This is a genomic window from Ruegeria sp. YKSD179 (assembly GCF_059612885.1).
The window spans coordinates 14,915-40,463 of the sequence record NZ_JBXWRL010000004.1 but is presented as its reverse complement, the minus strand read 5'-3'; the positions used below and the strand labels follow the sequence as shown (position 1 = coordinate 40,463).

The window sequence follows — 25,549 nt, the reverse complement described above, 5'->3', positions numbered from 1 at the left end:
CGCATGCTCAGAAGATTCATTAAATCGGCCGCGGTGGCCACTTCGCTGGTTGCAGCATCCGCCATTGCAGCTGCGGCTGCAGATTACACACTGCGCGCGACGGCGAATTCAAATGAAAACGATGAAGACTATGACGGATTGATCGTTTTCAAAAACTATGTTGAGGCCGCCTCGAACGGTGCGATCGAAGTCGAACTCTTCATTGGTACTCAGCTTTGTTCGAATGGCGCGGAATGTCTGCAAGGTGTCGCTGACGGAACAATCGATATATACATTTCGACGTCTGGTGGTGCATCCGGTATTTTCCCGTACGTTCAGGTTCTGGACTTGCCCTATCTGATGGCCGATGACCGGATTGCCGAACACGTTCTATCTGGTGATTTCACCCGCAAAATGCGCGATATGGCATTGGAAGACTCCGGCGGCGCGATCCGCTTGATGACAATCGGAAATACTGGCGGCTGGCGCAACTTTGCCAACACTCAGCGCCGGATCGCAGAGCCAGCAGATATGGAAGGTCTGAAGATCCGCACCGTGGTAGCGGACCTTCCGCAGGAGCTTGTAAAGGCTTTGGGCGCTTCACCAACACCTATCCCGTGGCCAGAGCTGTTCACCAGCTTTCAAACAGGTGTCGTCGAAGGTTCCAAGAACGGTATTACTGACATCATGGGAATGAAGTTCCCTGATGCAGGGCTTCAATACGTCACGCTTGATGGTCATGCCTATATGGGCGCTCTCTGGTGGATGAACAACGCGAAGTTCCAGGAACTTCCAGAAGACATGCGACGCGTCGTAGTTGATGGATTTTATGCGTTGCAGCAGGCTACTTTTGCATCGCCAAAACGTAAATCCATTCAAGCATACGAGGATTTCGTAGCTGGCGGAGGTGATCTGTACGTTCCGACCCCTGAGCAGAAAGCAGCCTTCAAAGAGGCGGCTACGCCCGTCTACGAATGGTTCCAGTCTAACGTGGGCCGCGGAGATGAGGTGTTTTCAGCTCTGACCGAGGCTGTGGCTGCAGCCGAGGCGGAGGTCAACGCATCGCGCGATGCAGACCTGAACTGACCTACCGGGGTCGGGCTGTTACAGTCCGGCCCCGCTATCGAAACGGGTACATCCACCCTTTGTAGTCGTTTACTAGAATATGAGCTCGTTCGATCTGCTCTGGCGTCATTTTCTTGACTATTTCTTCAAGGCTGATCGCTGCGTCGGGATCGCCACCGATAGCGCTGAGCGTGTACCACATGTAGGCGCGTACAAGATCTGGCGCGGGCATACCGAGCCCCAACTCGTAATACCAGCCGATGCCCGATTGCGCACCCGGATGTCCTTTCATAGAAGCCCGCAAATACCATTCAAAAGCTCGTTCATAGTCCTGTTCCACTCCAAGCCCCAAACCATACATCACGCCAATCAATTCTTCCGCTTCGGCATTACCCGAGCGCGCAGCTGGCATCAGTTCGTCTCGGGCGGCTTCAAACTCTCCGGCTTCCATCAAGTCACGCGCGCCCTCAAGTTCAGCCAGCGTCGGCGTTGCAATAAGACAAAAGGCAAAAATGTACTGACGCATTTGTGTTTTGCTTTCCTGTTCGCTGTACCAGCAACGTCACAAGAGCTACCTCGGCCGCTGACAGATGAAGATTTCATCCCCTTTGATATGAAACAGGCTGCCGTCGGTCATCAGCTTTTTTACGATCCGGTTTTATCTGGAAATCAAAATATCTCCTGCGCCCATTGCCATCACCCCGACTTTGGCACTTCCGACGGGTTATCTCTTGGCATCGGAGAGGGCGGCGAAGGACTTGGACCGGAACGCACACCTGGAAAAGGCCGGCATAAAATTCGCAAACGCATACCGCGAAACTCGCCTGGTTTATGGAACCTTGGCGCAAAGGAAATTCATACTCTGTTTCATGACGGACGCCTCAGCCATTCTGATGTTTACGGAAACGGCTTCAACTCACCTGCGCAAGAATGGCTGCCGGAAGGACTGAATTCGCTGCTCGCAGCACAGGCTTTGTTTCCTCTGACTGCACAGTTTGAAATGGCCGGAAATGTTGCTGAAAACGAAGTTACAGGTGCTGTTCATGACAGAATCGACAAAGGCTGGCCTATCATTGCAAAACGCGTTCGAACGGATCCGCTTTACGGGCAAGCCATCGTTGAAGCGTTTGATGATGTAGACACACCCAATGAAATAACGATTGTTCAGGTTGTGAACGCACTTGCTGCTTTTATGGCGCTCGAATGGCGCAGCACCGACAGCCCCTTTGATCAGTACCTTTCCGGTGACACCATAGCTTTGTCGCCAAAGCAGAAAAAAGGGATGGACCTGTTTTATAGTAAAGCCAAGTGCGCAACCTGCCACTCCGGCCCCTTAATGTCGGACCAAAAGTTTCATGCGTTAAGCATTCCACCTTTCGGTCCGGGTAGGACGCGGCAATGGGATCCATACGCCCGCGATGTTGGTCGCATGGGGGAAAGCAACAGGTTGGAAGATGCCTATCGCTTTCGCACACCGATGCTTCGCAATGTAGCTTTAACCGCACCTTACGGTCACAACGGTGCCTTCCCCGACTTGGAGAGCGTCGTCAGGCACCATCTCGATCCAGCAGTCAGCTTTGAAAATTGGGCTGAATACGACGCTAACCTGCCGCCCGTGCCTTGGTTGCAAGGCGCAGATTTCATAATTTGGCAAGACAAGTTAGAAATGCAGCGTGTTCGATCGACAGTCGACATTCGTCCAGTAACCTTGTCAGACGAAGAAATCGGCAATTTAGTGGCCTTTTTGTACGCATTGACTGGTACCAGTGTCGAAGAACCGCCATTTGGAGTTCCGGACGGGTTTCAGCCGTAGCTTAAGTTAAAAGACCCGTTGCTCGCACACTGTTAAATGGGCTCACCATTGACTCAGTATCGAATGGGAAACTCAATTCGCTCATTGCCAAAGATTTTTCTATCATCTGAATCGGCTAATCTGGATATCAAGCAGTAAGGGTGAACACATGAGAAAACGGGGATCTGATCTAAATCGATTTCGGCTGCCCGTTCTGCAAGGTGTTCTACCATTTGATCGCCCTGCTCTGCCGACTGAAATTCTTGCTGGAATCACATTTGCGAGCCTCGCGATCCCCGAAGTCATGGGCTACACGAAGATAGTTGGGACACCGGTAATTACCGGCCTCTATACAATCCTGATACCGATGGCGTTGTTTTCGATCTTTGGGTCGTCGAGGCATTTGGTTGTCGGTGCGGATTCCGCAACTGCGGCGATTACGGCTTCCGCACTGGCGGGAATGGCTGTTGCTGGCTCGTCCGAATATCTGGCGCTGGCATCGCTGCTGGCACTATTGGCAGGTGTTCTTTTGATCACAGCTCGAATTATTGGCCTTGGGTTTTTGGCCGACTTTCTTTCCCGAACAGTGCTGGTCGGATTTTTGACAGGAGTAGGAATCCAAGTGGCATCGACCGAAATCCCACCAATGATGGGGATTGAAGCATCAGAACATGGAACACTGCACAAACTGTGGAGTTTCGTTCAGAACTTTGATCAATTTTACTGGCCAACAGTGGCGATTTCTATTGCGGTGCTTTTGGTCGTGTTAGTTGGAAGGCAACTATCCCGTAAAGTACCTGGCCCTTTGATAGCCGTAGTCGGGGTTATCTGTTTAAGCTGGTTCTTGGATTTCGATGCTTCGGGAATTGCTGTACTTGGTCCCGTTCCCAGTGGTCTGCCTGCCCTTGCGATCCCAGAGGTGAATTGGAGCTGGGCGCTGATTAAGCAGTTATTGCCGACAGCTTTGGCAATTTTCGTGGTCATTCTTGCGCAAAGTGCAGCTACATCGCGTGCCTACGCCGCGCGTTACGATGACAAGTTCAGCGAAAACAACGATCTAATCGGATTGAGCGCAGCTAACCTTGGGGCGGCTTTTTCCGGTACATTCGTTGTCAACGGCAGTCCAACAAAGACTGAAATGGTCGCTAGTGTTGGGGGAAAAAGCCAGATCGCACAGTTAACGACGGTACTTATTGTTCTGGTCGTCATCCTATTTCTGACTGCGCCACTTGCTTACCTGCCAAACGCCGCCCTGTCTGCTATTGTATTTTTAATCGGTGTTAACCTGATCGACCTTCGTGGATTGGTGAAAATCTATAAACAGGCGCGATCCGAGTTTTGGATTGCCGTATCGACAACCGGCGTGGTGGTGATCGTCGGCGTCGAGCAAGGCATCATTTTCGCGATGGTACTGTCCTTAATTGATCATACAAGACATGGTTATCGGCCCAAGAATTCAGTGATTGTGCAGGGAAAGAAAATAGGGTGGCACACCAAATCTCTGGCTGAGCCCAATCAGATTTTACCGGGTCTTGTTATCTACCGATTTTCTCACGGGATGTACTATGCCAACACTCAGCGCCTGACGGAAGAAGTTACAAGCATCGTGCAATCAACTTCGAACAAGATTAATTGGTTCTGCATAGACGCGTCTGCAATAGATACAGTTGACTTCACTGCTGGCTATACATTGAAATCAATTTTCAAGTTCTTGAAAAGGAACAAAATACAGCTTGTTTTCCTGATGCTGGAACCTGATGTCAAAGCCCAGCTCGACAAATTTGGTGTCAGCGATTTGATAGGTGCCGAGTCGTTCTTCGATACTGGTGAAAGTTTGATATCCGCCTATCAAAACAAGGCCACTGGCAGTTGAAAGGCGCAGCACGCGAAAACGCTGCGCCTATAACTTTAAGTTAAACAGCGACGTACTCTTGGCAAATAGGTCAACACAAAGGCATCAAACAAAAGTACCGTCAAAATGGCGACACCCGCCATCGGAAAAGCCAAGGAAAGTGCCAGGCCCACCGTTACTGCACCTTGCCAAACATGCAATTCGCTGGGCATTGGGGGCGCAGCAAGTCGTCTTGCGTTTACCGGACGACGCTTTACCCACAACACGATGGAAGTGACGCACATGAACAAAACACACAGGCAGAAAATCGTGTTCGCCAAAACGCTCCATAAACCTAGTGTGCCCATGTGCAGTGCGATACCAACAGCCATGGCCTTACCCGCCAAGGAATAATCTTCGTATCGCACATCGACCAGAATTTTGCCTGTGTACTGATCAATGTGCACGGTTCTATCTGTAGTTGGGGAATTACTATCAGTACTCATAGAGTCGCGGCTTAGTGTCCAAACCCCGTTTTCACCCTGCGGCAAGTTCAACTGATACCGCGCATCAAACCCGATTTCGCGCGCGAACCGGTCTACAAAGTCCATTGTGACAGGTCCCAAAATTCCCACGAGGCCGGAACTACCCCCTGATGCTGGCATAGGTGTTTTCTCCAAGGCCCAAGGTACTTCGCGTCGCTCATGGTTCATGCTGGCATGGGTTTCATCCGATAAGGGAATGTTTTCCCATTTCTCTGCAGGAAATTGGCTCCAGGCCTGAACTATTTTGCCACCCCAGATACCCGCCCAAGATAGTCCCGAAACAAGGAAGAAAAACAGCACAAGCGAAATCCAAATTCCCACTGCGCCATGCAAAGATTTCCACAATGCACGACCGCGTGTGAGACTTGGGACCAGAACACTTCGCAAGCTGGTTCCGCGGGGCCACCACATAAATATTCCAGTCGCTATTAACACGAGTGAAATCGAGGCCGCGGTTTCGAGAATGCGATCTCCGACTGTACCCAATTTTAGATCACTATGGATATTGTCGAAAAAATCGTACCAACCACTTCGACGAGGAAAAGTCTCAATTACCTTTGCTGTATAAGGATCAACCGCGACCATGGTTGCATCGCCATTTGAGTCAACGCGAAACAGGGCTGCCAGGTCTTCACGACGCGGGGCCACATACTGCTTAAGAACACCTTCCGGCACGGCGGCGGTTGCCGCCTCAGCTAGTGCTGAAATGGCCGCTGGTGTGATTTGTGGAGCAACTTGCGTACGTTCTCCATCGCGACCATCGATCCAAGATATCCACAGCATCATCATGCCAGTGATCGCATGGGTCATCAAAAATGGGATCACGAACAAGCCAGCATAAAAATGCCAACGCCAAGCCGCGAAATAGAGTTTATTGGCGCCGCCATTGGGCTGCGCAGAATTAGGTTCAGTCTGCATTGATGGCTCCTCCAAGCCTTTTGGCCCGACACCACGGCGGCGGCGGGGTAATTGTCTGAATGGATGAATTCAGACGCTTGGAGGTGCTCGGGTCAGCCGAGTGGCGTCGAGTGGCGCAGTTCGGGCAATCCGTTTTGCGACAAAAGTAAAAGTTCGGGTATATCCAAGGGTGGCTATTGCTGCGTTGCTGCTGCCACGAAGGACCACACAGCTGTCGGCTATTCGGCAGGCGTCGCAGTCTACCAAAGTTAAAGGACCGTCGCCGATTGGCAATCCACAGAGGTCTGACAGCGATCCGCCTGCTGCCATGAAAGCTGCCAAGTCGGGAGAAGATTCTTCGTTAGCAGATTTATGAGCTACCCCCAGCGAAACCAATGAAAGGATCACCGTGGCTGTGGCAAAAAATCGAATGCATACGTTCAATTGGTGTAGCATTTTCCTTGACTTAACCAAAGTCTAACACCAACGCCAGAGGAATTCCTGTCTCGATTTGAGCCGACTCCGACAGATTAAGCCGTTGCGTTAACTACCACCCTCGGCGCCCAAATAGTGAATGTATGCGCCTTTGATCGGCGAACGGGTCAGTTGGGCCGGGCCTCGACAAGTGCGAAATAACTCGATTGACCATCACCCAACCGATCACGGCGAATAAAACACCACCAAAAGCCTGCCCAAGCAACACGCCCGGCGCACCGGCTATTTTCGAACCAATAATTACGAAGACCCACGTTCCGACAGTGTGCCGTCCCCAGTTTATCCAAGTTGAGTAGATCGGATAGCCCAAGTTATTAAAGCTGGCATTTGTAACAAAGATTACGCCATTGAAGAACGCCGCCAGCGCCAGCGGCCCACAAAAAAGATAGATTAGCGCACGTGTTTCGCCCTGGGCATCAAACAAATCAGCAATTGGTGAACGCAATACGAACAAAACAGCCGCCATAATCAACACGTACGTCGCGGTAAACTTTACACCAGCAATGAAAGCCGATCTGACTCTATCGTACTGTCCTGCACCAAAGTTCTGACCGATGATTGGCCCTATCGCACCGGACAGCGCGAAAATTACCGAAAACGCAACGGGCATCAAACGTCCTATGACCGCCATTCCTGCGACCGCGTCGGTACCGTATTCAGCGATCTCACGCACCACGATCGCATTTCCAATCGGAGTAGCAATATTTGTGAGGATTGCTGGTACTGCAATCATTCGAACAGCACTAAAGTCCCGCGTGACTTGCCGGATCGAAGGCCTCGCAAACCCATTATGAACGCGCAGCGCAGGCAGCAATGCCGCAACCAACATTGTGATCCGCGCCAAAACAGAGGCGATCGCGGCCCCGTCCAATCCCAAACCCACAGCGAAAATTAGAACTGGGTCCAGCACGGCATTTACAACACCCCCGTAAATAGTCGCCATCATCGATCTTCTTGCATCCCCATGCGCGCGCAAAACTGCCATGGCAGTCATTGCCGCCGACATGACCCACATTGTGGGAAGGATTATTGACACGTATCTAGACGCTAATCTCAGCACCTCGCCCTTTGCGCCGAGTAAAGACAGCAAGAATTCAACGTTAATCAGAACAATCAGGGATACAAGAACCCCAATTAATACACCCAAAACACCAACGCTTGATCCAAACTTTCGGGCATCATCCGGGCGACCTGCCCCAAGTTCCCGAGCAACCAAAGCCCCGGCGGAAATAGAAAGACCGATATTCACAGCATTGGTGAAAAACAACAAAGTGCCAGCATAGCCAACCGCCGCGGCCAGCGCGTCGTTACCCAGCATCGAAATGAAGACCATATCGACGAAATCAACGGCAAAGATTGCCATTAACCCAATGCTGGTGGTCAGAGACATTCTTACTACGTGCCTCATCAGTCCCCCAGAAAGGAAGACTGCTTGGTTTTCGGATTGTGCTGCCATCCGTTAAAAAAGCCTCACCAAAAGTCGCTGAACCACCCTGCCTGTGTTCCCAATTGCGCGGCAAGAATTTTTTGCCGAAGGATCAAAATACTGCTTCGTTCATTCTCTGTTCGAGAGACGCCCGGCCTATGTCCTTTTCCAAATTCTGGTGGATATGCCGAGTCTAACCGTTCTCACAATGTCGCAACTTCTTCCCTTGCCTTTGCAACAAACTTACCGGACCCGGATTCATGAACCGGTCGTTGGGTTTGAAGTATCAACGAGCCAAGAAATCAGCAATCAGACGCCCGAATAATTCAGGCTTCTCAGCGTGGACGGCATGAGCGCAATCCGGCACGACGGCAAGTGAAGAATTTGGGATATCTGTCCAAAGCTTTTGGATTTGCGTCCATGGGTAAGTTCGATCTCGATCACCCCATAGGACCAGAGTTTCTTTTTCAATCTGGCTTAAGTTTTGTTTGCCCGACCAAGACTGCATAGCGTCAAGCCCAGCATTTATTGCAGGCAATTTTGATTGCGCTGCAATCGTCGCGCAACGCTCGAAACCTTCTGCCGCTTCTCTTTTAACAAACCAGGTCGCCGCGATACGTCGTGCGGTAGCAGCAGAACCCTCTTCTTGCGCCCGCCTTTTACTTTCTTCTATTGTCTCAAACCGCCCAGGCAAAACGCCGATTGCACCAGTAGCGTAAAGCACAAGGCGATCAATTCGATCATTGTCTTTAAGGGCAACTTCCTGGGCAATCATACCGCCCATGGAATGACCAAGGAGGTGATACCTAACGACACCCGCTTTTCTTAGATGATCGATAACCCAATCTGCATATCCATCGATGCTGTCGATCGGCGATAGATGAGACCTTGCGCCGAAACCCGGCAGATCTGTCGTAATAAGATCGAACTGCCCGGCCAAGCCATCTATATACCCTTCCCATTGCGCGCCACCGCCCATGAACCCATGAATAAGGACAAGCGCGTTCACTTACGCTGACCCTGTACGATCCGGTCAAGGATCATAGCGCAGAACAAGATAGAGAAACCCGCCAGAATACCTTGTCCCACATTGGCGTATTGCAACGCTTCCAACACATCTTCGCCAAGCCCCTTGGCTCCAATGAGCGAAGCAACCACGACCATAGCAAGCGAAAGCATGATGGTTTGATTTATACCTGCCCGGATGGAGGGGCTTGCAAGAGGCAAATCAACCTTGGTTAGCAGATACCATTTGTTAGCTCCAAAGCTAATTGCCGCCTCGCGCACACTTTCGGGTACTCCGCGCAGCCCCAGGACGGTGAGACGAACAACCGGCGTTCCTCCAAAGATCATCGTCGTGACGACCGCGGCCGGTTTTCCTGTGCCAAAGAACGCGATAACAGGAATCATGAACACGAAGGCCGGCATTGTCTGCATGAAGTCCATGATGGGCTGAATAAACGCGTAAAATCGTGGACGGCGGGCGGCGAACATACCAAGCGGAATGCCGATAACAATAGAAAGGCAAGCCGCAGTTCCAAGGAGCGCCAGTGTTGTCATGGCTTTCTCCCAGAAGCCAAGCAAGCCCATGTAAGCGAGAAAAGCACCGGAGTAGATCGCCATCCGAACGCCAGCTGTCAGCCATGTGAGCAAGATGATCAGCGCTGCAATTACGATCCAGGGTGTACTGACGAAAATGGTTTCCAAAGCGTCAAGCACAAGTCGGATTACATAAGTAATTCCATCAAACAACGCCTCACCGTTTAGAACGGCCCAGTTAAAAAATGCTTCTACGCCGTCGATCGATACAAGGCGTATATCCGGGTCGGTCGGAAAATTGGTCAGCAGCGTAAATCGATCCGGAAAGCTGTAGTGCACAACGGCAGCGGCAACGATTAACCCCATGAAGACGGCTGAAAAAACTATCTGCTGAACGGGCATTCCCGAGCGGATTGTTCGGTCGCTGAGCCAGTCCGAAAAACGTGCTTCAAGCGCTGTATTGGCCGTCACAGCTTGCACCAGCTTAACGACAAGCAAAATCACAAGACCAGTCAGCGCAATTGTTGGCCCTTGGGCCGCAGCGGCTTCGGCCTCGGCCCTGAACCCTTCGATATTGGCCTCAAGCGACTCGACAGTACGGCGAAACGCATCCACCCGATCGGAATTGTTTTCAATAGCCGCAGCGAGTTGTTGGCGCCGCAATTCAAGCGTACCTTCGATGGAGGTGATGCGTGCCATGGCATCTGCCCCTAGATCACCGAACAGACCTCGCGCTATTTGCACAAAGGCCAGCGCTTCAAGGATTAAAAACGGTAACGCCCAGGACCAAAGGCCGCGTGCTCCGAACCAGATGGGTCCAAATAGGCCAGCAAACACATTGAAGGTGGGTGTAAAGCGGGCCGAGGTGCCAATCTTATCAAAATTCCGGATGTAATATTCTGGTGAAGTCCTTACGAAGGTGCGGATATTTTCCCGCCGCTCTTCGGCATAAGCCTTTGCAGCTGCCGAGGTCGTATCCTCTAGTGGGTTTGTGGTGTCTTCCTTCATGAGACTTCGGTTCCTTCTATCACGGTGCGGAGCAGATCAGCCCGAGTGATCACGCCCACATCAGTACCGCCGTCCTCAACAAGAATGGCACTATCGCCTTCAATTGCGAGATTGATCAGATTGCTAAGCGTTTCGCTTTCGTTGACACGCGGAAGGTCTGCCGGGATTGGCCCGTGGGCAGCGACATGAGCCTCTAAAGGCTGCATCACTGCATGAGCATGAACAACTTTGAGCCGCGAAATCCCCGCAACAAAGTCCGCAACGTAGTCATCGGCAGGATGCATCACGATATCTTCAGCGGTTCCCACTTGAACCACCTTGCCGTCGCGCATGATCGCTATTCGATCTCCGATCCGAACGGCCTCATCAAGGTCGTGCGTAATGAAAACGGTGGTTTTCTTAAGGATCTTCGATAAACGAATAAATTCATCTTGCAATTGGCGGCGGATAAGGGGATCGAGTGCTGAGAATGGCTCATCCATTAAAAGCACATCAGGATTCGCTGCCAAGGCCCGCGCCAATCCAACCCGCTGTTGCATACCGCCCGATAGTTCGTGCGCGAATTTCGAACCCCACGCCCCAAGCTCGACGATGTCAAGAATAGCCGCCGCCTGACGCATACGTTCGTTCTTTGCCACGCGCCGGATTTCCAGTGGCATCGCTACATTGTCGAGCACTGATCGATGCGGCATGAGCGCGAAATTCTGGAAGACCATGCCAATCTTCTGATTGCGGAACTGTTGCAGCTCCTTTTGCCCAAGCGCCATTACATCGATGCCTTCAATCTCGATCTTACCCGCAGTGGGCTCCAACAAACGATTGAAGTGACGTACAAGCGTGGATTTTCCTGAACCCGAAAGGCCCATAACGCAGAAAATCTCACCCCGCTTAACAGAGAGAGATACATCGGCGACACCCACAACGGCATTGAACTCGCTCAGGACTTCCGCCTTCGTAAGTCCTCGATCGCGGATCGCTTGTAAGGCTGCCTCGGGCTTGCCGCCGAAAATCTTCCAAACGTTCGAGATTTCAATAACTGTTTCGGCGTTCATGGCGTCGTCCCGACTCGCAACTTATAGTTTCGAGACCCAAGATTGACCTCGGATCTCGACGTCCTGTTAATTTATTCCCCGACAAGGTCGGGGGCGAGTATCTCGCTGTGGTACTTTACAGGCCAAGCATCTTGTCTACGCGGTCGGAATTCGCCTCCACCCACGACTTGGCGACATCGGCAGGATCTTTACCGTTTGCACTGATCTCGAATGCCAGCGAGCTGACGTCGTCTGCCGTCAAAGCAAAGTTGTCAAAAAACTCGGCAATAGCCGGCGAGCGATCTACCAGTGAGTTAGACCACGCGATCTGAACTTGTTTCAAAGCGTCCTTGGTCGCCACCATTGATTTGTTGTACCAATCAGGATCGTCAGAGGGCTGCACCATAACGTATTTTGCCGGATCAAATGTCGGCTCGGTCAGCATCTCGACATCGAACATGAACCATACTGCATGGGGCTTGTAACAATAGAAGGCATATCCTTCGCCCTTTGCGATGCTGTCTTTGATGCGCGCGGTTTTCACGGCCTCTTCTGCGCGGATGGGTTCAATGAAGTCCAGTAGGCCATAGTCGCGCACCTTGACTTCATTAACATTGGCGGACGCCCAACCTGGTGCGCCAATCCACATCTCACCCTTACCGTTGCTATCGCTGTCCATGGCCGCTGCCACATCCGGACGGCCCAGATCAGCAATATCGGTAATATTCATCTTCTCGCCGAAGTCTTTGGAAACGCAAAAGCCTTGGTTTCCTTCGTAGGGGTTGGAGGACAAGGTGACTGTACCGGCCTCATCAACGTATTTCTTGGTAAAGCTTTCCTGATTGGGCAGCCAGACATCTGGGTGCACGTCTATATCACCTTTGCCTTGGTCCATGGCTTGGAAGATCGTGGCGTTGTTACCTGGCACGTACTCGACCGTTCCCCCAATGCGCGAAGAAACGATTTCGCCCAGGACATGGGCAATAGCTTGCGCGCCGGTCCAAGATGGCACGCCAATTTTTACGTCTTCTGCGAAAGCGGGTGCACTGATAAGGCCGAGTACCGCAGCGCTAATTAGTGTGTTTTTTATTGACATGGGCAGGTCTCCTTGTTGTGTAGTTTTTTGTCTTTGTTAAATTTCAGGTCGTGTATCCGGCTAGATCAAATGTGTCCGGATAGCCGAACAACGCCGCACTACCGCCGGTATGAAGAAAGACGACATTTTCCATTCCATCGAAATAGCCCTTTCGGATCTGGTCGATCAGGCCATCCAAACCTTTTCCTGAATACACCGGGTCAAACAACAACCCCTCTGTACGCGCTAATAGTTTTAGTGCCTCAATCATACCAGGTGTGGGAAGACCATAGCCGGCACCGACATATTCACAGTTGGCCCGAACAGCTTCGCGATCGATCTGATCACCCGCACCCATCAATTTTGCCGTTCGAACTGCCAGATCGTAAACCATGGCTTCCTGTTTTTCTTTTGGCGCTCGCACGCCTATTCCTAGCAGGTGAATATCACTACGAAGCGCAGCAAGGCCAGCGACAAGCCCCGCTTGGGTGCCGGAGCTTCCTGTCGCATGAACAAGCGCATCGACTTTCAATCCTGCTGTGACAGCTTGTTCAGTTAATTCACGCGCGCAATTCGCGTACCCCAGTGCTCCAATCGGGTTCGACCCCCCTCCTGGGATTACATAAGGCGACCTTCCAATATCTCGCAGCTGCGCGGCAAGGCTCTCCATTTCGGAATTCATATCGGCGCCACCAACGCGCTTAGACACCGTGCCACCGTGCAGGCGATCCAACAACACGTTACCGTTCAGAATGTAATTCCGGTCATTGGAGCCTGTGCGATCCTCCAACAGAATATGGCATTCCATACCCAATTTCGCAGCCGCCGCAGCGGTCTGGCGGGCGTGATTGGATTGTGTGGCGCCCTGAGTGATGATGGTGTCTGCCCCTTTTTGGACAGCATCTGCCATTAAAAACTCCAGCTTGCGGGTCTTGTTTCCGCCTGAGGAAAGGCCAGTACAATCGTCGCGCTTGACCCATAGACGCGGGCCACCGAGTACCTCACTGAGCCGGTCCATAGGTTCCAGAGGAGTAGGAAGATGCCCCAGCAAAATTCGCGGGAATTTTGCTAACGTGACAGATAACTCTTTGCACAGGCTCAAGGCCATTCCAGTCCCGACCGCCGTTTCGCGATCGATGGTTTGTTCAATGTCTGCCACAGAGCAGCCCCCCTCTTAATGTGCAGCCAAACCTTTTCAAAGTATATCGTGGAAAAACAGTGTTAATTTCTTGGCCTGCCCATACTATTTGTTTGAGCCAAGGGAGTCAGAAAATGGATATGTCGTGGTTTGAAGACGTACTAACACTTTTAGAAGAGCGGAATATGACCCGCGCTGCGGACCGGCGGAACATTACACAACCTGCCTTTTCAAGGCGAATTCGCAGTTTTGAGGAATGGTTGGGCGTCGAAGTCTTGGACCGAAAGGCCAATCGGATCGAGATCAGCCCCGCCCTCTCCACCAACGAAGAAGAAATTCGTTCTCTGATCGCGCACCTAAATGAGTTACGAACAAAAATTTCGCAACATGATCCCGCCGAATCTGTGGTTGGAATAGCTGCGCCGCACGCTTCAATTTATTCGACATTCCCGGACATGGCTTTGCGTGCACGCTCAACCTTTAAAGGAATCCGGTTTCGCGTTCGGGCGGCGAACCTGAGCGATTGTGTGTCACTCTTTTTGCGCGGCGATACAGACATCTTGTTATGCTACGAGGCGAGCAGTGTAGGCTCGATGCAATTTGGGTCCGGAGTGCGCCGTGAGCTTTGGGGGCATGATTACCTCATCCCGGTTGTTGGAGGCGTATTGCGTTATGCCGTGAGGGATAATCATGACGTCCCACTGGATACGCCCGCCATAGTGTATCCCGAAAACAGCTATTTCGGAGAGGTTCTGAACAAATCGCAGTGTCAATTTGGGACGGCAAACTTCAGCAGCAACCCAGTGTGCCAGACCGCATTTTCTAGCGGTGCAAAAGAAATGATCCTAGGAGGTCTTGGTGTGGGCTGGCTTCCATTCAGTATGGTACACAGAGAAATCGAGAGCGGTGAACTGATCGCGTTGAGCAATGGCTTTGGCCGGGTTGCACTCGATGTAGCAATTTACGCTCATCGCCATATTGAAATAGCGGAACAGCTTGTAGATTTCTGGACAAGCAGACCGAAGTCTTCACAGTAGAAAGTTCAGGCTTCGCGCGATCTATACAGGATTAGCCAACGTTTCTATTTAGCGGTTTCATTCCGCACTCGTGCCAAGCTCTACGCGCTCACTCAATAATTCCAATTCGGCCAGGTAGACATTGAGAACCCGACCTAATTTATATTGATCTGAGCCCAGAAAAAACCCGTAGCGGCCCCCGGTAAAAGCCGGGGACCGCGGGGCACAGATCTAAGTGAACTAAATAGATCAAGCGTGTCCGCCACCTATTAATCCGATTCCTGAAGTCAAACCAAACCAAGCTTTGATCCGTAAGCCGACAGCTTTGATAATGCCCATTGCCTGAATCGCATGGGCGACAGTTGTACCTTCCAAATCACCATCCAAATTCGTTTTGTAGGATTGAACGATGCAGCCGCTGCCCGGCACCAAAAGGTCGCGGTGTTCAGGATGCACGAGATCGAGATGTACGACGATTTGACCACGTTTTGCCTTTTCGCCGGGCTCGATCAGACGTCCGCTGGGGGCGAGTTGGCCAGAAGAGATGGGTTCTTGAATACGGACGATCCGCGCAGGCAAGACGGTGTTGCGCATCGAAATATTGAAGTTGCTTTCGCATGCAACTTCTGCAGCCATGCCTTCGTACAGTTCGGTACGAGAGACCTGAGAGAAACCGGCAACAATTCGGCCACGTTCAACATCTTTTCTCTCCGGAACGATAAGCATGGCGGGGCTCATCGCTGCTTGGGCTGCGCGCGATCCAACACTAAGGGTCACTTGCTCAACTACGCCGTCGACCGAGCTAAGTGTCAATGTTTTTGCCAGTTCCACCTCGGCCTGTTTGAGAGATGCCCGTGCTGAGGCAAGCTGAGCCGGTAAAACCGCGGTCGCTTGGACTTGAGCTACTCCCAATTGGGTTTCAGCGGCTTCAACTTCAGCCTCTCGGGTGTCTAGCATTGCTTGCGCCCTCTCCAGCTGGCTCACTTGAAACGCAGACGAGCCTTTGGCTTGAAGCGCCCGGTGATCCATCAGCACAAGCTCGGCCTGTCCCATTGCCGTCATAGCAGCATCCAGCACGGCTTCAGCGGTTTCCACCTGAAGATCAGCGGCTAGCTTGGCGCTTTCGATTTCCTCGACTTTGCGCTTGGCGAACTCGACCGCGGCTTTTTCCGACGTGTTCTCGACGGCGAAAAGCGGATCACCCGGTCTTACATGATCACCACCATTGACGAAGACTTTTGTGACCGTTCCTCCGTTTTCGGCGACGACTGGGACCGTGCGGAATGGCACGAGGCCAGTGTAGGATTTGGGGTAATAGTAGAAGACCGCAAAGAAAACGATCAGCGCGAGGACGAACCACATGAAGACAGCCCGATGTACGTTGTAAAGAGTTATGGGCATCCCGCGCCATTTCAGGAAAATTACGCGGATTACAAAAGGGAAAGATGTGACGAGCAGTTCGATCATTTTACCGTCTCCTCATTAAATGGGCGCCACCAAAGCATGAAGTCACGGGCGATCGCTGTCAGAAGCAAAGCGGCTGGCAATAGAATGCTGAAATGACTTAGCGCTGGCATCAGCTCATAAGCCAAAGCAACGGTCAGCATCATCGGGATTGTTGTGCGCAGCGGAGTACCGGTTGCCTTGTGTTCGGTATATCGATCAAAGCGCGCATAAAGATGAACGACCAAAAGGATTGCAAGAAAGAAGACTATTAGACCGACCCAAGCGTAATTGTCTGTCTGATCAGGCGCGACCCACCAGCGGGGGTCACCGCCCGCGGCGAACGCAGGGGTCGAGATGATGCCGAACACAGGCGCCATCAGCAACGAGGGTGGTTTCATGTTTCAAGTCCTTTTACTAACGCAGGCAGCCTGCGAGTGAAGCGTTTCGGTTGTTTGGAATTTCAGAATCAGGTTAGTTTTTGCGAAGGATTGGACGGTTGCTGTGTTGGGGCATAGGGGGGATCCCAAGGGCGCCCTTTTGAAGTTTTCTCGCCGCGTACCAGACTTTGTGGTCCGTCAGTATTTTCATTGGACCACGCTTTTTTGACCGGCCCTTGGATTGCCTTAAAAACCCGGTAGTACCTTGCGAAATTGAACATTGCCTTTTCCTCTCTGATGACCGGGATCTAACCTCCGCTTCGTTCGCGATCCTTAGGCTTCTGGACATTTGTTGTTGGCTTCTGGACAATTGCAGAAGATTTGGGCTTCGCCTGCCGGTTGGGGAGGACAAAAAAGGTGCCACGCGTCAGCGCATACAGACTGCAAAATGTCGGGCGTCTTTATGCGCTGGAACCAAACGCGCAAATTCCGTTTGCTGAAGTTCTGGCAATGGCAGGCGCTTCTCCCGAGGTCATCGATGGACCCGATGCAACTGTCGAGTTGCTGCACGAAGCGGGCATACTCGAAACGGCCTGCCGTGTGCTTGAAGACAAGACATTCGCCGCCCGTGTTGGTCTTTCGGCGCGAGGTCCAGGAACGCTTCTTGCTTATATCGTACGAGCTGCAGAAACTATTGAAGACGCGCTGAAAATGACGCAGCGATTTTATGCGATGCAAGACCCTGATTTGCGGCTGGACTTTGTTGGTACACCTGAAGCGCCAAAAATCACGCTGGAAAGCAACGTAATCCCATCGCATCAATATCCCCGCCACCGCGAGATGTTACTGTTCGGCCTTTTTAAACGCGTTCAGCAGATCACCTCTGGCGGTCTTACTCCGATCTTTATTGAGTTGGAGACCGACGACATCGATCATTGTCGGATGTTGGCCGAGCTGGCAGGTTGCCATGTAGAAGGGTTTAACGCCGGGTACGCACTGAGCTTACCGCCTAACGGTATGATTTTCCCGATCCCGACTGCGGACCCTACCCTGTTAGGTCATCTGCGCAGGCACGGCGAAGAACAGTTGAAAGCACAGCCCAATACAGTCCGCAGCCTTTCGGACCGCATAATAGACGTGCTTGGCCAACGCCTTCCCGGGCCGATTCCAAATGGAGACGAAATAGCCGGGGAATTAGGCCTGACACGGCGCACTATGACTAGACATCTGTCGGCCGAAGGGACAAGTTTCAAACTATTGTTGGAAGGCGTGCTTTGCGATCTTTCTAAACGGATGCTCCGCAGCGGCGAGGGAGTTGCACGCGTTGCTTTTATGCTTGGCTTCGCAGATCAGGCCGCCTTTTCGGTCGCTTTTAAGCGGTGGACCGGAGAGACACCGGCAAAGTTCAGAAAGTCCGGTCGCTAGCCTTTGCGCAGTTTTAGGAAAGCAATAGTTAGCACGCTTTCACCGAGTCCAGAAACCTATTCAAGTACATTTCATGGATGTCCAGGATCAACAAAACCTTGTCCCGTCGCCAAAAGAAAACGGGTCTTTTGATCACCTAGTTCAATGGCACAGGGCAACCACAACGGTTGCTTGCCAGAACAAGGATGAAACAATGACTACCTCTAAAAGATTATCCTTTATCGCTCCGATCTCCGCGGCAATGCTGTTTACCATAGCCGCAACGGCACAGGCCGACTATGTCGCCGATCAAGCCATCAAGGGTGCGGTTGTCGGCTCAACTTTAGCGGGAATTGCAGGCGAGAGCATCGTCGGCGGGGCTGCTGCTGGCGCGGCGGTCGGTGCTGTTGGCGGAGCAATCAAGAAAGACAACTTTGAAGACGCGCAAGACCGCGCCGAAGAACGCCGGGACGAATTCAGGGAAGACCGCGATCGTTAAAGTAGTCAGGGAATACAAAGGATAAATCCCATCAGAAAATTGGGACAGGAAAAAGTTATGTTCAACTAACTAGTACTGCTGAATGTATTCACATCTTGACTGATCAACTCGCACAGAAACCAAATAGGTTTTGCTTAGTTGCCACCCGGGTCCTGAAGGCTCACGGGTGGCAAATCTGTTTTGATGTTCCCTTAAAGCTTGATTAACGGGAAGGTTAACACGAGGATCGTGTTCGGGGTAATTAATTGGGCGAAACTTGCGCACGCTCCTGCATTCATTTACCCCTGACCCACTTTAGATCAGTTTAGTCCGGCGATAATCGGGAACCGGGCTTGAAAGGGAATTCCCAAAACTGTCATTTGAGAACTTAACCGCCTGCGGGCTGACATACGAAAATCTCCTCTCCTCACCCAAAAAGATCTGTTGAGAGGTACTTTAAACCTGAGTCGCAAATGATAACCGCAATGGTTTGACCTTTATGAGCGCCTCGCAAAAGTTCGATTGCTCCGGCAACGTTTGCCCCGGCTGAAAATCCAGCAAAGATGCCCTCATATCGCGCAAGGTCTCGGGTGGTTTGACGGGCTGTTTCACCGTCGATCTGCAAAAACCCGTCCCAACTCATGCCACGCAAGAAGTCGAGATCAGCCATGGCATACCCACCGCCTTGAATGGGATGATCCGGCTTGGTTACGGTTTGACCCGCGATAACAGCTGCGCCAGTAGGCTCGATCGGATAGCAACGGATCTTTGGGTTTTGTCCACGCAGATATTTTGAAGCACCTGCCAGAGTTCCACCTGAACCGACGAAATCACAAAACGCATCAATGCTACCTCCCGACTGCTTCCAAAGCTCGGGGCCAGTCGTATGCTCATGTGAGCTAGGATTTCCTTCACGGCGGAACTGATCAGCCCGAAACGCGTTGCGTTCTAAGGTCAGCTCGGTCGCAACGCGATCTACCTCGGCAAGATCGGCGCCGGAAACCTCACCAAGTCGACTTCCGGGTAATTGGTCGACCAACACGACCTCGGCGCCAAGGGCTGCCATCATTTTCGCCCGTTCGGGTGAATTGCCTTTCGACATTACCGCGACAAATGGATAGCCTTTGACGCCGCAGACTATCGCGAGGCCCGTTCCCATATTTCCACTTGTTAACTCTACAACGGTTTGCCCAGGCGCCAGCGCTCCATCGCGCTCAGCAGCTTCAATCACACCAAAGGCTGCGCGGTCCTTTTTGGAAAATCCTGGGTTAAGATGATCCAGTTTTGCAAGGATCGTACCGTCGCATCCATAGTGTTTTGTCAGTCGGTCAAGTTTTACCAGCGGCGTATTTCCAATTGCCTCTAAAATGGAGCGCGAAGGACAATTCATGTCGTTTTTCCCGGATCGATAGGGTCTGCAATGTCCACGCTAGTTCATTAAATAAAAATCCACAATTTGGGCTTTTGGCAAGCATCCGCCAACTCAAACACAAGCGTTCGCGCCGCAGATAAAATCGTTCTGATTGCGAAAAAAATACATGCTTCAAAAGCACCATCTGCAGGTTCTAATTCGAAAGCTGGAAACCAAAAAGATTATAATAAATGTTGTGTAAACGATTAAGTTAGCCCCTTGCCATACAGAATGATGATCAGTTGAGATCGCAATGAAGGGCTCTGATTGGTAAGTACACATTCGTCTCATATCTAGTCATAGGAGAAATTTCGATCATTTTTTGGTATGATTAGCGGAAGGCAATGTCAGTCTGGGAGGAAGGCTAATGTCGGACTCTGTCTCTGAATGGCTCGAAGACTTAAAACTTGGACGCTATGCCGAAGCATTCGAGGAAAACGATATTGATCTTCTGGTTTTACCCAACCTAACCAGCGAGGATCTTCGTGAAATTGGTGTGCGTTCCGTTGGTCATCGACGCAAAATTCTGGGAGCAATCTCCAACGTCGTACCGCAGCAACATGACGAGCCAAATCAAGTTAAAAATGTTGCGATATTGCCCGAAACAACGCGACGGCAAGTCTCGGTTTTGTTCGCCGACCTTTCAGGGTTCACCACCCTGTCGGCTACAATGGATCCGGAAGAGACACATGCGCTGCTAAATCGTTTTTTTGTCGCCGTGGGAGAAGTCATCGCTGATTATGGAGGGATAGTCGACAAACACATAGGCGACGCAGTTATGGCGGTTTTTGGCGCCCCATTCGCGCACACTAATGATCACGAACGCACGCTCCGCGCCGCTGTCGAAATCCATTATGTTGTTGAGAAATTGGATCCTCCGCTCAAAGTTCATATCGGTGTCGCATCAGGACAAGTCGTGGCAAGTGCCACAGGCGGGTCGGAACATAGTGAATATACGGTTACTGGCGACAGCGTGAATCTGGCGTCAAGGCTGACTGATCTTGCCTCAGCCGGAGAAACTTATGTATCCGAGTCAATTCAACGAGCACTCGGTAAATCATTTATTGGCAAAAGTCTGGGCGAAAAACTAATAGACGGACTACCCGAACCAGTCACAGTTTGGCAGCTGGACAGAATTGCTGATCTAGCTGAAACCGACAGGCTTCCGTTTGTTGGCCGCAAGGTTGAATGCGAAAATTTCAAGAGAATTCTGGATCGTTGCTTGAAGGAAGAGCACGGTGCTGTATGCATCGTCAGAGGAGAAGCTGGGATCGGCAAGTCCCGACTGCTGGACGAATTCGATAGACTGGCACGCGAGATGCGTTTTGAGACGCACACTGGTGTTGTGCTGGATTTCGGGACAATGACCGGCCGGGATACGGTTCGCGCTCTTACCCGCAGCCTTTTGTCCATCGAGCAAGATGCAAGCGACCTCCAAAGATCAAAGATCGCCAATCAAGCAATCGCATCTGGAAAACTTGGCGAACACCACCGCGCATTCCTCAATGATCTTCTTGACCTTGACCAATCGCCGGATCTTCAGGGTTTCTACGATGCGATGGATAACAAGTTGCGAAATGCGGGAAAGCAACGAACGCTAGCCGAATTGGTTCGCGCCTCGGCTCAGGACAAGCCGGTGTTGCTTAGGGTGGAAGACCTGCATTGGGCCAATCCTATTTTGTTAGACAGCGCCGCCATTCTTGCGCGTCTAACCGCAGAGGAAAAAGTTGTGCTGGTTTTGACGACTCGCCTTTCTGGTGATCCTTTTCGTTCGGATTGGCGCAAAGAATGCTCAGATGCAGAGATCTCGTCTCTGACACTCGAACCAATAAATCCGGACGAAGCTGGAGAGCTTGCGAAGTGTTTTGCAAACATAGACAGCCAATTGGCTATGACGTGTGTAGAAAAATCCGGCGGCAATCCGCTTTTATTGGAACAGCTACTTTATAACGTCGACGAAGTGGGCGATGGGGAGTTACCGGGATCAATCCAGACAATCGTTCAAGCACGTCTTGACGCTTTGCCCTTCAATGAAAGGCAAATGCTTCAGTCTGCATCAGTTTTGGGGCAGCAGTTCACGGATGCCGCCGTGGAAGCAATAAGCGGCAACACGTTTCGACCGGATATGTTGATTGGTCAGGCTCTACTTCGCAGAACCGGGAAAGAGTTCAAATTTGCTCACGCTCTCATCCGTGACGGAATCTACGAAACCCTTTTACGCACTCAACGAAAAGACTTTCACACTAAGGCGGCCGACTACTTTCGCAATTCGGACCAATTTCTTCACGCGCAACACCTCGACTATGCAGGCGATCCAGAAGCTCCCGGTGCATATTTAAATGCAGCAAAGAAACAACAAGAAAGACTTCGCCTCAATGCCGCATTGAGCGCCGTGGAGCGCGCCTTGGAAATCAACTCAACTGTATCACCGCGATTTGAGCTGAACTGTTTACGTGGCGATTTGCTTCAGGATCTTGGACAAAATGCTGAGTCGATTCAGGCATTCGAAACCGCACTGGACTTCGCCGACAACGACAAAGATAGGTGTCGCGTTCATATGGGGTTAGCGGCTGCAATGCGGATTATTGAGCGGGCAGATGACGCATTCATTCAACTCGAAAAAGCTCAATCAGTAGCCCAGGCGAACAATATGGAAATCGTGTTGGCCGAAGTTCATTATCAACGAGGGAATCTTTTCTTTCCGCTGGGCCGTATCGGTGATTGCATGGCCGAGCATGAGGCGTCGCTTGGTTATGCTCGTCAAGCAAATTCACTGGAGGCCGAGGCAAAAGCTTTGGGTGGACTGGGGGATGCTAATTACGTCGGCGGTCGAATACGGTCAGCTTTCAATCAATTCTCGAGCTGCCTTGAAATCGCAAGATCAAAGTCCCTTCGCCGCATTGAGGTTGCAAACTTGCCTATGACCGGCCTTGCCATGCACTTTTTAGGTGACCCGGACGGTGCTGATATGTGTGCGCATGACGCAATTACCAAAGCCACTGAGATTAAAGATTTCAGAGCCCAGTTAACCAGCCACGCCGTGCTTTTGGAGACTTCGCGACGTAGGGGTGACTACGATGCCCTACGGCAACACGCGAAAAATCTGGAAGAACTTGCTAACACCATCGGAGCCAGACGCTTCATCCCGTTCGCATTAAAAAGCTACGCAGATTGCAAGTTTTTTGTCGAAGGCGATTCCGCGGGAGCATTCGAATTGATCAAGACGGCCCACGCAATTTGCGAAGAAGTTGGGGCCGCGTTTTTTGGCGCGGTCGCGTTGGGCACAGGCGCTTTAGCCGCGCAATCTGCAACCGACCGCAAGTGGGCGTTAACTCAGGCGGAAAATGTGCTGGCCGCAGGAGCGGTTAGCCACAATTATTTGATGTTCTACATTGACGCGATGGACGCATGCCGAGCCGCCGGTGAATTGGACAGAGCTTTGCATTACGCGGAAGCGTTGGAGGATTATACCGCAAACGAGCCCTTAGAGTGGACAAATTTTAACATTGATAGAACGCGCGCCTTAGTAGAAGTTGAAAGGGGCAGCTCAAAATCGGAACTTCCTGAAATTCTTGAGGAACTGAAAGTATTTGCCGAAGAAAGAAGTTATCAGCCGTCGATCCCAGATATTGAAGAAGCTCTTTTCAAACTACGACCGGTTTAATTGGAATGTTAACGATTCAGAATTTTGGCGTGCGTTCCTTTTGAACCTGAAATTTTCGACATTTTTTCCGCGCTTTCCAACGAATTCGAACCAGTCTCAGCTAGGCGATCGAAGCAATCCTTTGTGCTGCGCCAAAAGGAAAGAGCGACGGAACGGAAAAGCTTTAAGGTGTCTCGGCTGGTCGGCGATCTTTGCTGGCGGACGTGGTTGCAAACAAAGGAATGCTCGGACGCGAACTTCTGCAAACTTCGCATCCGCCTTAAACACTGCATTGTCCGTTCTCGTCGTCGAAAAGGGAGGCGCGAATTTTCAACTCGATTGTTGAACCCCCTGCCCTTCTTTTGCTCTTCTTTAGCACCGAATTAGCTGAGCGCAGCCATGCAGGATGCTAAATGGTTGGGGGCGATCCCATCCGCACAACCATGGCGTTTCAACAATTTTTTAGAAATTTCAGTACTACTGCCTTGTTTGCCGGAAATATGTGGCGCCGGTGCGTAGTTTTACACATCTTGCATAAGCCGTTTTCCTGCAAAGATTTCTTCAACTCAGAGACAACAGACGAACCGCTCTCAGAGCGAGCAATATCGTTTGGCTGACCGCTTTGCGGACTGAGCTGACGTTAGTCGGATCGCAGCGTATCTGGCTCGCTTAGCACTCATTGGGGCGAGATTTTGCAAATGGTAAACGACTATCAATGAATTCAAATGCGAACCCTGTAAACTCTTTGTCCGGGAACCAATTTCAAGGTAGGTTGTAATGGTTGGTAAGTGCCGCATAAATGCTTTCCACGCCTTTTACAAGGATGTCTGAGTAACCTTAATGCAAACTGTTTGGATTTGAATGGAAGATATTCAAGAAGAACACGACGTGTTTACACTGATCGATCATTCCGACCCCGCGTATGGAAAGGTGGTTCTTGTTGACTGGATGCTAGGTAATTCCTGCAGCTATGCGTGCAGCTATTGCCCAAAGTCATTGCATGACGGATCGATCAAGTGGCAAAATACTGAAGACATTCTGAGTTTGTATCATCAGTTGCAACGGCACTATGTGGATGAGCGAGGCAAGGTTGTCTGGCTCCAATTCACGGGTGGAGAACCCACCATGCATCCCCGCATCATGGATTTGCTGCGCCGAGCGTCAGAGCACGATTTCAAAGTCAGCCTGATCAGTAATGCGTCGCGAACACTTCGATTTTGGGAAAAGATAAACGGGTGTTTGAACAACATTATTCTCACTTATCACTCTGAATTTGCCGAGTTAGATCATTTTATCAGCGTTGCGAAAATGATGGTTGACCGGATTAGCGTCCAGATCAATGTCACGATGCATCCCCAAAGTTTTAATGAAACCCTGGATGCGGCGCGAGCGTTGCGCGCAGCACTGCCGGCGGCAACCATCTCTCTAAAACCGTTGCGACAAGAATTCGGGTCAGATCTCTACGACTACACAGATGACCAGTTGCGTGTGCTCTCGAAAGGATTGCCGACAACGCGCAAGCCGACTGGTGAAACACCGCGATCCGTCATGCGCACGACGACGCGGTCGGGTAAAAACGAAACGTTGCGAGCAAATGAATTTATTCTCAGGGGTGTCAACCGCTGGAAAGGTTACAAGTGCAACATCGGGCTCGAATCCCTGCGGGTTAAAGGGAATGGCATAGTCCATCGGGGTGTCTGTGGCGTCGGCGGTGTGCTTGGAAATCTGGGTGAAGAAATCCACCTGCCAAGCGAAGCAATTCGATGTACTAGAGATCATTGTTCGTGCTTGGCTGATATTTTAACTCGCAAAGAGCTGTGACGCTCAGAACAAATCTTCAGTCTTTGCGATGGTATTGTCGGAGGAATAGAACGCACTGGTTTTGTGTCAGCTTTTAGGCTCCAAGCTGTCGTTCGTAGCGACGTAGCGCGACAACTTCACCTCGGCGTCAAC

The 25,549-nt window shown here is 51.2% G+C and carries 20 protein-coding genes and 1 pseudogene; 8 read left to right on the top strand and 13 right to left on the bottom strand.

Going from position 1 to position 25,549, the window contains the following annotated elements:
- Positions 1 to 3: 3 nt before the first annotated feature.
- On the top strand, positions 4 to 1,065 hold the full coding sequence (locus AC2FNE_RS03295) for a TRAP transporter substrate-binding protein (RefSeq protein WP_170480206.1): 1,062 nt from the start codon (positions 4 to 6) through the stop codon (positions 1,063 to 1,065).
- A 34-nt stretch (positions 1,066 to 1,099) separates the two neighbouring features.
- Here AC2FNE_RS03295 and AC2FNE_RS03290 read toward each other — a convergent pair whose 3' ends face one another.
- The gene (locus AC2FNE_RS03290; RefSeq protein WP_170480204.1) at positions 1,100 to 1,570 is read right to left on the bottom strand and encodes a tetratricopeptide repeat protein; all 471 of its coding nucleotides are present in this window, start codon (positions 1,568 to 1,570) and stop codon (positions 1,100 to 1,102) included.
- 87 nt (positions 1,571 to 1,657) lie between these two features.
- On the opposite strand from AC2FNE_RS03290, the gene AC2FNE_RS03285 reads away from it, so the two are divergent.
- Together AC2FNE_RS03285 and AC2FNE_RS03280 are read left to right on the top strand one after the other, a co-directional pair.
- On the top strand, positions 1,658 to 2,857 hold the full coding sequence (locus tag AC2FNE_RS03285; protein WP_496804784.1) for a cytochrome-c peroxidase: 1,200 nt from the start codon (positions 1,658 to 1,660) through the stop codon (positions 2,855 to 2,857).
- Positions 2,858 to 3,005: 148 nt separating this feature from the next.
- Positions 3,006 to 4,709: a SulP family inorganic anion transporter gene (locus tag AC2FNE_RS03280; RefSeq protein ID WP_496804783.1), complete on the top strand. Its 1,704-nt coding sequence runs from the start codon at positions 3,006 to 3,008 to the stop codon at positions 4,707 to 4,709.
- A gap of 35 nt (positions 4,710 to 4,744) precedes the next feature.
- Here AC2FNE_RS03280 and AC2FNE_RS03275 read toward each other — a convergent pair whose 3' ends face one another.
- From AC2FNE_RS03275 to cuyA, 8 genes are all read right to left on the bottom strand, one after another.
- Positions 4,745 to 6,130 (bottom strand): PepSY-associated TM helix domain-containing protein, encoded by a 1,386-nt coding sequence (locus AC2FNE_RS03275; protein ID WP_496804782.1) that lies wholly within the window; start codon positions 6,128 to 6,130, stop codon positions 4,745 to 4,747.
- A 69-nt stretch (positions 6,131 to 6,199) separates the two neighbouring features.
- Positions 6,200 to 6,565 (bottom strand): hypothetical protein, encoded by a 366-nt coding sequence (locus AC2FNE_RS03270; protein ID WP_496804781.1) that lies wholly within the window; start codon positions 6,563 to 6,565, stop codon positions 6,200 to 6,202.
- A 91-nt stretch (positions 6,566 to 6,656) separates the two neighbouring features.
- Positions 6,657 to 8,012, bottom strand: a complete 1,356-nt coding sequence (locus tag AC2FNE_RS03265; protein WP_170606682.1) for an MATE family efflux transporter — start codon at positions 8,010 to 8,012, stop codon at positions 6,657 to 6,659.
- 304 nt (positions 8,013 to 8,316) lie between these two features.
- Positions 8,317 to 9,039 carry an alpha/beta fold hydrolase gene (locus AC2FNE_RS03260; protein ID WP_496804780.1) on the bottom strand — a complete coding sequence of 241 codons (723 nt, stop codon included), beginning with the start codon at positions 9,037 to 9,039 and terminating at the stop codon, positions 8,317 to 8,319.
- Positions 9,036 to 10,577 (bottom strand): ABC transporter permease, encoded by a 1,542-nt coding sequence (locus AC2FNE_RS03255; RefSeq protein WP_170480194.1) that lies wholly within the window; start codon positions 10,575 to 10,577, stop codon positions 9,036 to 9,038. The genes AC2FNE_RS03260 and AC2FNE_RS03255 overlap by 4 nt, the downstream gene beginning before the upstream one ends.
- Positions 10,574 to 11,629 carry a quaternary amine ABC transporter ATP-binding protein gene (locus AC2FNE_RS03250; protein ID WP_170606677.1) on the bottom strand — a complete coding sequence of 352 codons (1,056 nt, stop codon included), beginning with the start codon at positions 11,627 to 11,629 and terminating at the stop codon, positions 10,574 to 10,576. Before AC2FNE_RS03250 ends, AC2FNE_RS03255 begins: the two co-directional genes overlap by 4 nt.
- Positions 11,630 to 11,744: 115 nt before the next feature.
- Positions 11,745 to 12,704 carry an ABC transporter substrate-binding protein gene (locus AC2FNE_RS03245; protein ID WP_170480190.1) on the bottom strand — a complete coding sequence of 320 codons (960 nt, stop codon included), beginning with the start codon at positions 12,702 to 12,704 and terminating at the stop codon, positions 11,745 to 11,747.
- A gap of 43 nt (positions 12,705 to 12,747) precedes the next feature.
- Entirely contained in the window at positions 12,748 to 13,791 is a 1,044-nt protein-coding gene (gene cuyA / locus AC2FNE_RS03240) for a D-cysteate sulfo-lyase (RefSeq protein WP_496804833.1), read from the bottom strand.
- Positions 13,792 to 13,955: 164 nt separating this feature from the next.
- Between cuyA and AC2FNE_RS03235 the strand changes: the two genes are divergently transcribed.
- Complete coding sequence (locus AC2FNE_RS03235; protein ID WP_170606675.1) at positions 13,956 to 14,858, top strand: LysR substrate-binding domain-containing protein; 903 nt, start codon at positions 13,956 to 13,958, stop codon at positions 14,856 to 14,858.
- A gap of 228 nt (positions 14,859 to 15,086) precedes the next feature.
- Here AC2FNE_RS03235 and AC2FNE_RS03230 read toward each other — a convergent pair whose 3' ends face one another.
- Complete coding sequence (locus AC2FNE_RS03230) at positions 15,087 to 16,304, bottom strand: HlyD family secretion protein (RefSeq protein WP_496804779.1); 1,218 nt, start codon at positions 16,302 to 16,304, stop codon at positions 15,087 to 15,089.
- Positions 16,301 to 16,681: a hypothetical protein gene (locus AC2FNE_RS03225; protein ID WP_496804778.1), complete on the bottom strand. Its 381-nt coding sequence runs from the start codon at positions 16,679 to 16,681 to the stop codon at positions 16,301 to 16,303. Before AC2FNE_RS03225 ends, AC2FNE_RS03230 begins: the two co-directional genes overlap by 4 nt.
- Positions 16,682 to 17,077: 396 nt before the next feature.
- Between AC2FNE_RS03225 and AC2FNE_RS03220 the strand changes: the two genes are divergently transcribed.
- Positions 17,078 to 18,085, top strand: coding sequence for a helix-turn-helix domain-containing protein (locus AC2FNE_RS03220; RefSeq protein ID WP_496804777.1), 1,008 nt, complete (start codon positions 17,078 to 17,080; stop codon positions 18,083 to 18,085).
- Between the two features lie 193 nt (positions 18,086 to 18,278).
- The gene (locus tag AC2FNE_RS03215; RefSeq protein ID WP_496804776.1) at positions 18,279 to 18,563 is read left to right on the top strand and encodes a hypothetical protein; all 285 of its coding nucleotides are present in this window, start codon (positions 18,279 to 18,281) and stop codon (positions 18,561 to 18,563) included.
- 406 nt (positions 18,564 to 18,969) lie between these two features.
- On the opposite strand, the gene AC2FNE_RS03210 is transcribed toward AC2FNE_RS03215, so the two are convergent.
- On the bottom strand, positions 18,970 to 19,932 hold the full coding sequence (locus AC2FNE_RS03210; RefSeq protein WP_496804775.1) for a PLP-dependent cysteine synthase family protein: 963 nt from the start codon (positions 19,930 to 19,932) through the stop codon (positions 18,970 to 18,972).
- Positions 19,933 to 20,320: 388 nt separating this feature from the next.
- Between AC2FNE_RS03210 and AC2FNE_RS03205 the strand changes: the two genes are divergently transcribed.
- Positions 20,321 to 23,617: an adenylate/guanylate cyclase domain-containing protein gene (locus AC2FNE_RS03205; protein WP_496804774.1), complete on the top strand. Its 3,297-nt coding sequence runs from the start codon at positions 20,321 to 20,323 to the stop codon at positions 23,615 to 23,617.
- 128 nt (positions 23,618 to 23,745) lie between these two features.
- Here AC2FNE_RS03205 and AC2FNE_RS03200 read toward each other — a convergent pair.
- Positions 23,746 to 24,086: pseudogene (locus tag AC2FNE_RS03200) on the bottom strand (DDE-type integrase/transposase/recombinase); the annotation flags it as partial.
- A gap of 371 nt (positions 24,087 to 24,457) precedes the next feature.
- Between AC2FNE_RS03200 and AC2FNE_RS03195 the strand changes: the two are divergent.
- The gene (locus AC2FNE_RS03195; protein ID WP_496804773.1) at positions 24,458 to 25,417 is read left to right on the top strand and encodes a radical SAM protein; all 960 of its coding nucleotides are present in this window, start codon (positions 24,458 to 24,460) and stop codon (positions 25,415 to 25,417) included.
- Positions 25,418 to 25,549: the final 132 nt, after the last annotated feature.

What these genes read in the sequence shown, in the direction of transcription:
- AC2FNE_RS03295 (WP_170480206.1), top strand. Translation starts at nt 4, where the DNA reads ATGCTCAGAAGATTCATTAAATCGGCCGCGGTGGCCACTTCGCTGGTT.
- AC2FNE_RS03290 (WP_170480204.1), bottom strand. Translation starts at nt 1,570, where the DNA reads ATGCGTCAGTACATTTTTGCCTTTTGTCTTATTGCAACGCCGACGCTG.
- AC2FNE_RS03285 (WP_496804784.1), top strand. Translation starts at nt 1,658, where the DNA reads ATGAAACAGGCTGCCGTCGGTCATCAGCTTTTTTACGATCCGGTTTTA.
- AC2FNE_RS03280 (WP_496804783.1), top strand. Translation starts at nt 3,006, where the DNA reads ATGAGAAAACGGGGATCTGATCTAAATCGATTTCGGCTGCCCGTTCTG.
- AC2FNE_RS03275 (WP_496804782.1), bottom strand. Translation starts at nt 6,130, where the DNA reads ATGCAGACTGAACCTAATTCTGCGCAGCCCAATGGCGGCGCCAATAAA.
- AC2FNE_RS03270 (WP_496804781.1), bottom strand. Translation starts at nt 6,565, where the DNA reads ATGCTACACCAATTGAACGTATGCATTCGATTTTTTGCCACAGCCACG.
- AC2FNE_RS03265 (WP_170606682.1), bottom strand. Translation starts at nt 8,012, where the DNA reads ATGAGGCACGTAGTAAGAATGTCTCTGACCACCAGCATTGGGTTAATG.
- AC2FNE_RS03255 (WP_170480194.1), bottom strand. Translation starts at nt 10,577, where the DNA reads ATGAAGGAAGACACCACAAACCCACTAGAGGATACGACCTCGGCAGCT.
- AC2FNE_RS03250 (WP_170606677.1), bottom strand. Translation starts at nt 11,629, where the DNA reads ATGAACGCCGAAACAGTTATTGAAATCTCGAACGTTTGGAAGATTTTC.
- AC2FNE_RS03245 (WP_170480190.1), bottom strand. Translation starts at nt 12,704, where the DNA reads ATGTCAATAAAAAACACACTAATTAGCGCTGCGGTACTCGGCCTTATC.
- cuyA (WP_496804833.1), bottom strand. Translation starts at nt 13,791, where the DNA reads ATGGCCTTGAGCCTGTGCAAAGAGTTATCTGTCACGTTAGCAAAATTC.
- AC2FNE_RS03235 (WP_170606675.1), top strand. Translation starts at nt 13,956, where the DNA reads ATGGATATGTCGTGGTTTGAAGACGTACTAACACTTTTAGAAGAGCGG.
- AC2FNE_RS03230 (WP_496804779.1), bottom strand. Translation starts at nt 16,304, where the DNA reads ATGATCGAACTGCTCGTCACATCTTTCCCTTTTGTAATCCGCGTAATT.
- AC2FNE_RS03225 (WP_496804778.1), bottom strand. Translation starts at nt 16,681, where the DNA reads ATGAAACCACCCTCGTTGCTGATGGCGCCTGTGTTCGGCATCATCTCG.
- AC2FNE_RS03215 (WP_496804776.1), top strand. Translation starts at nt 18,279, where the DNA reads ATGACTACCTCTAAAAGATTATCCTTTATCGCTCCGATCTCCGCGGCA.
- AC2FNE_RS03210 (WP_496804775.1), bottom strand. Translation starts at nt 19,932, where the DNA reads ATGAATTGTCCTTCGCGCTCCATTTTAGAGGCAATTGGAAATACGCCG.
- AC2FNE_RS03205 (WP_496804774.1), top strand. Translation starts at nt 20,321, where the DNA reads ATGTCGGACTCTGTCTCTGAATGGCTCGAAGACTTAAAACTTGGACGC.
- AC2FNE_RS03195 (WP_496804773.1), top strand. Translation starts at nt 24,458, where the DNA reads ATGGAAGATATTCAAGAAGAACACGACGTGTTTACACTGATCGATCAT.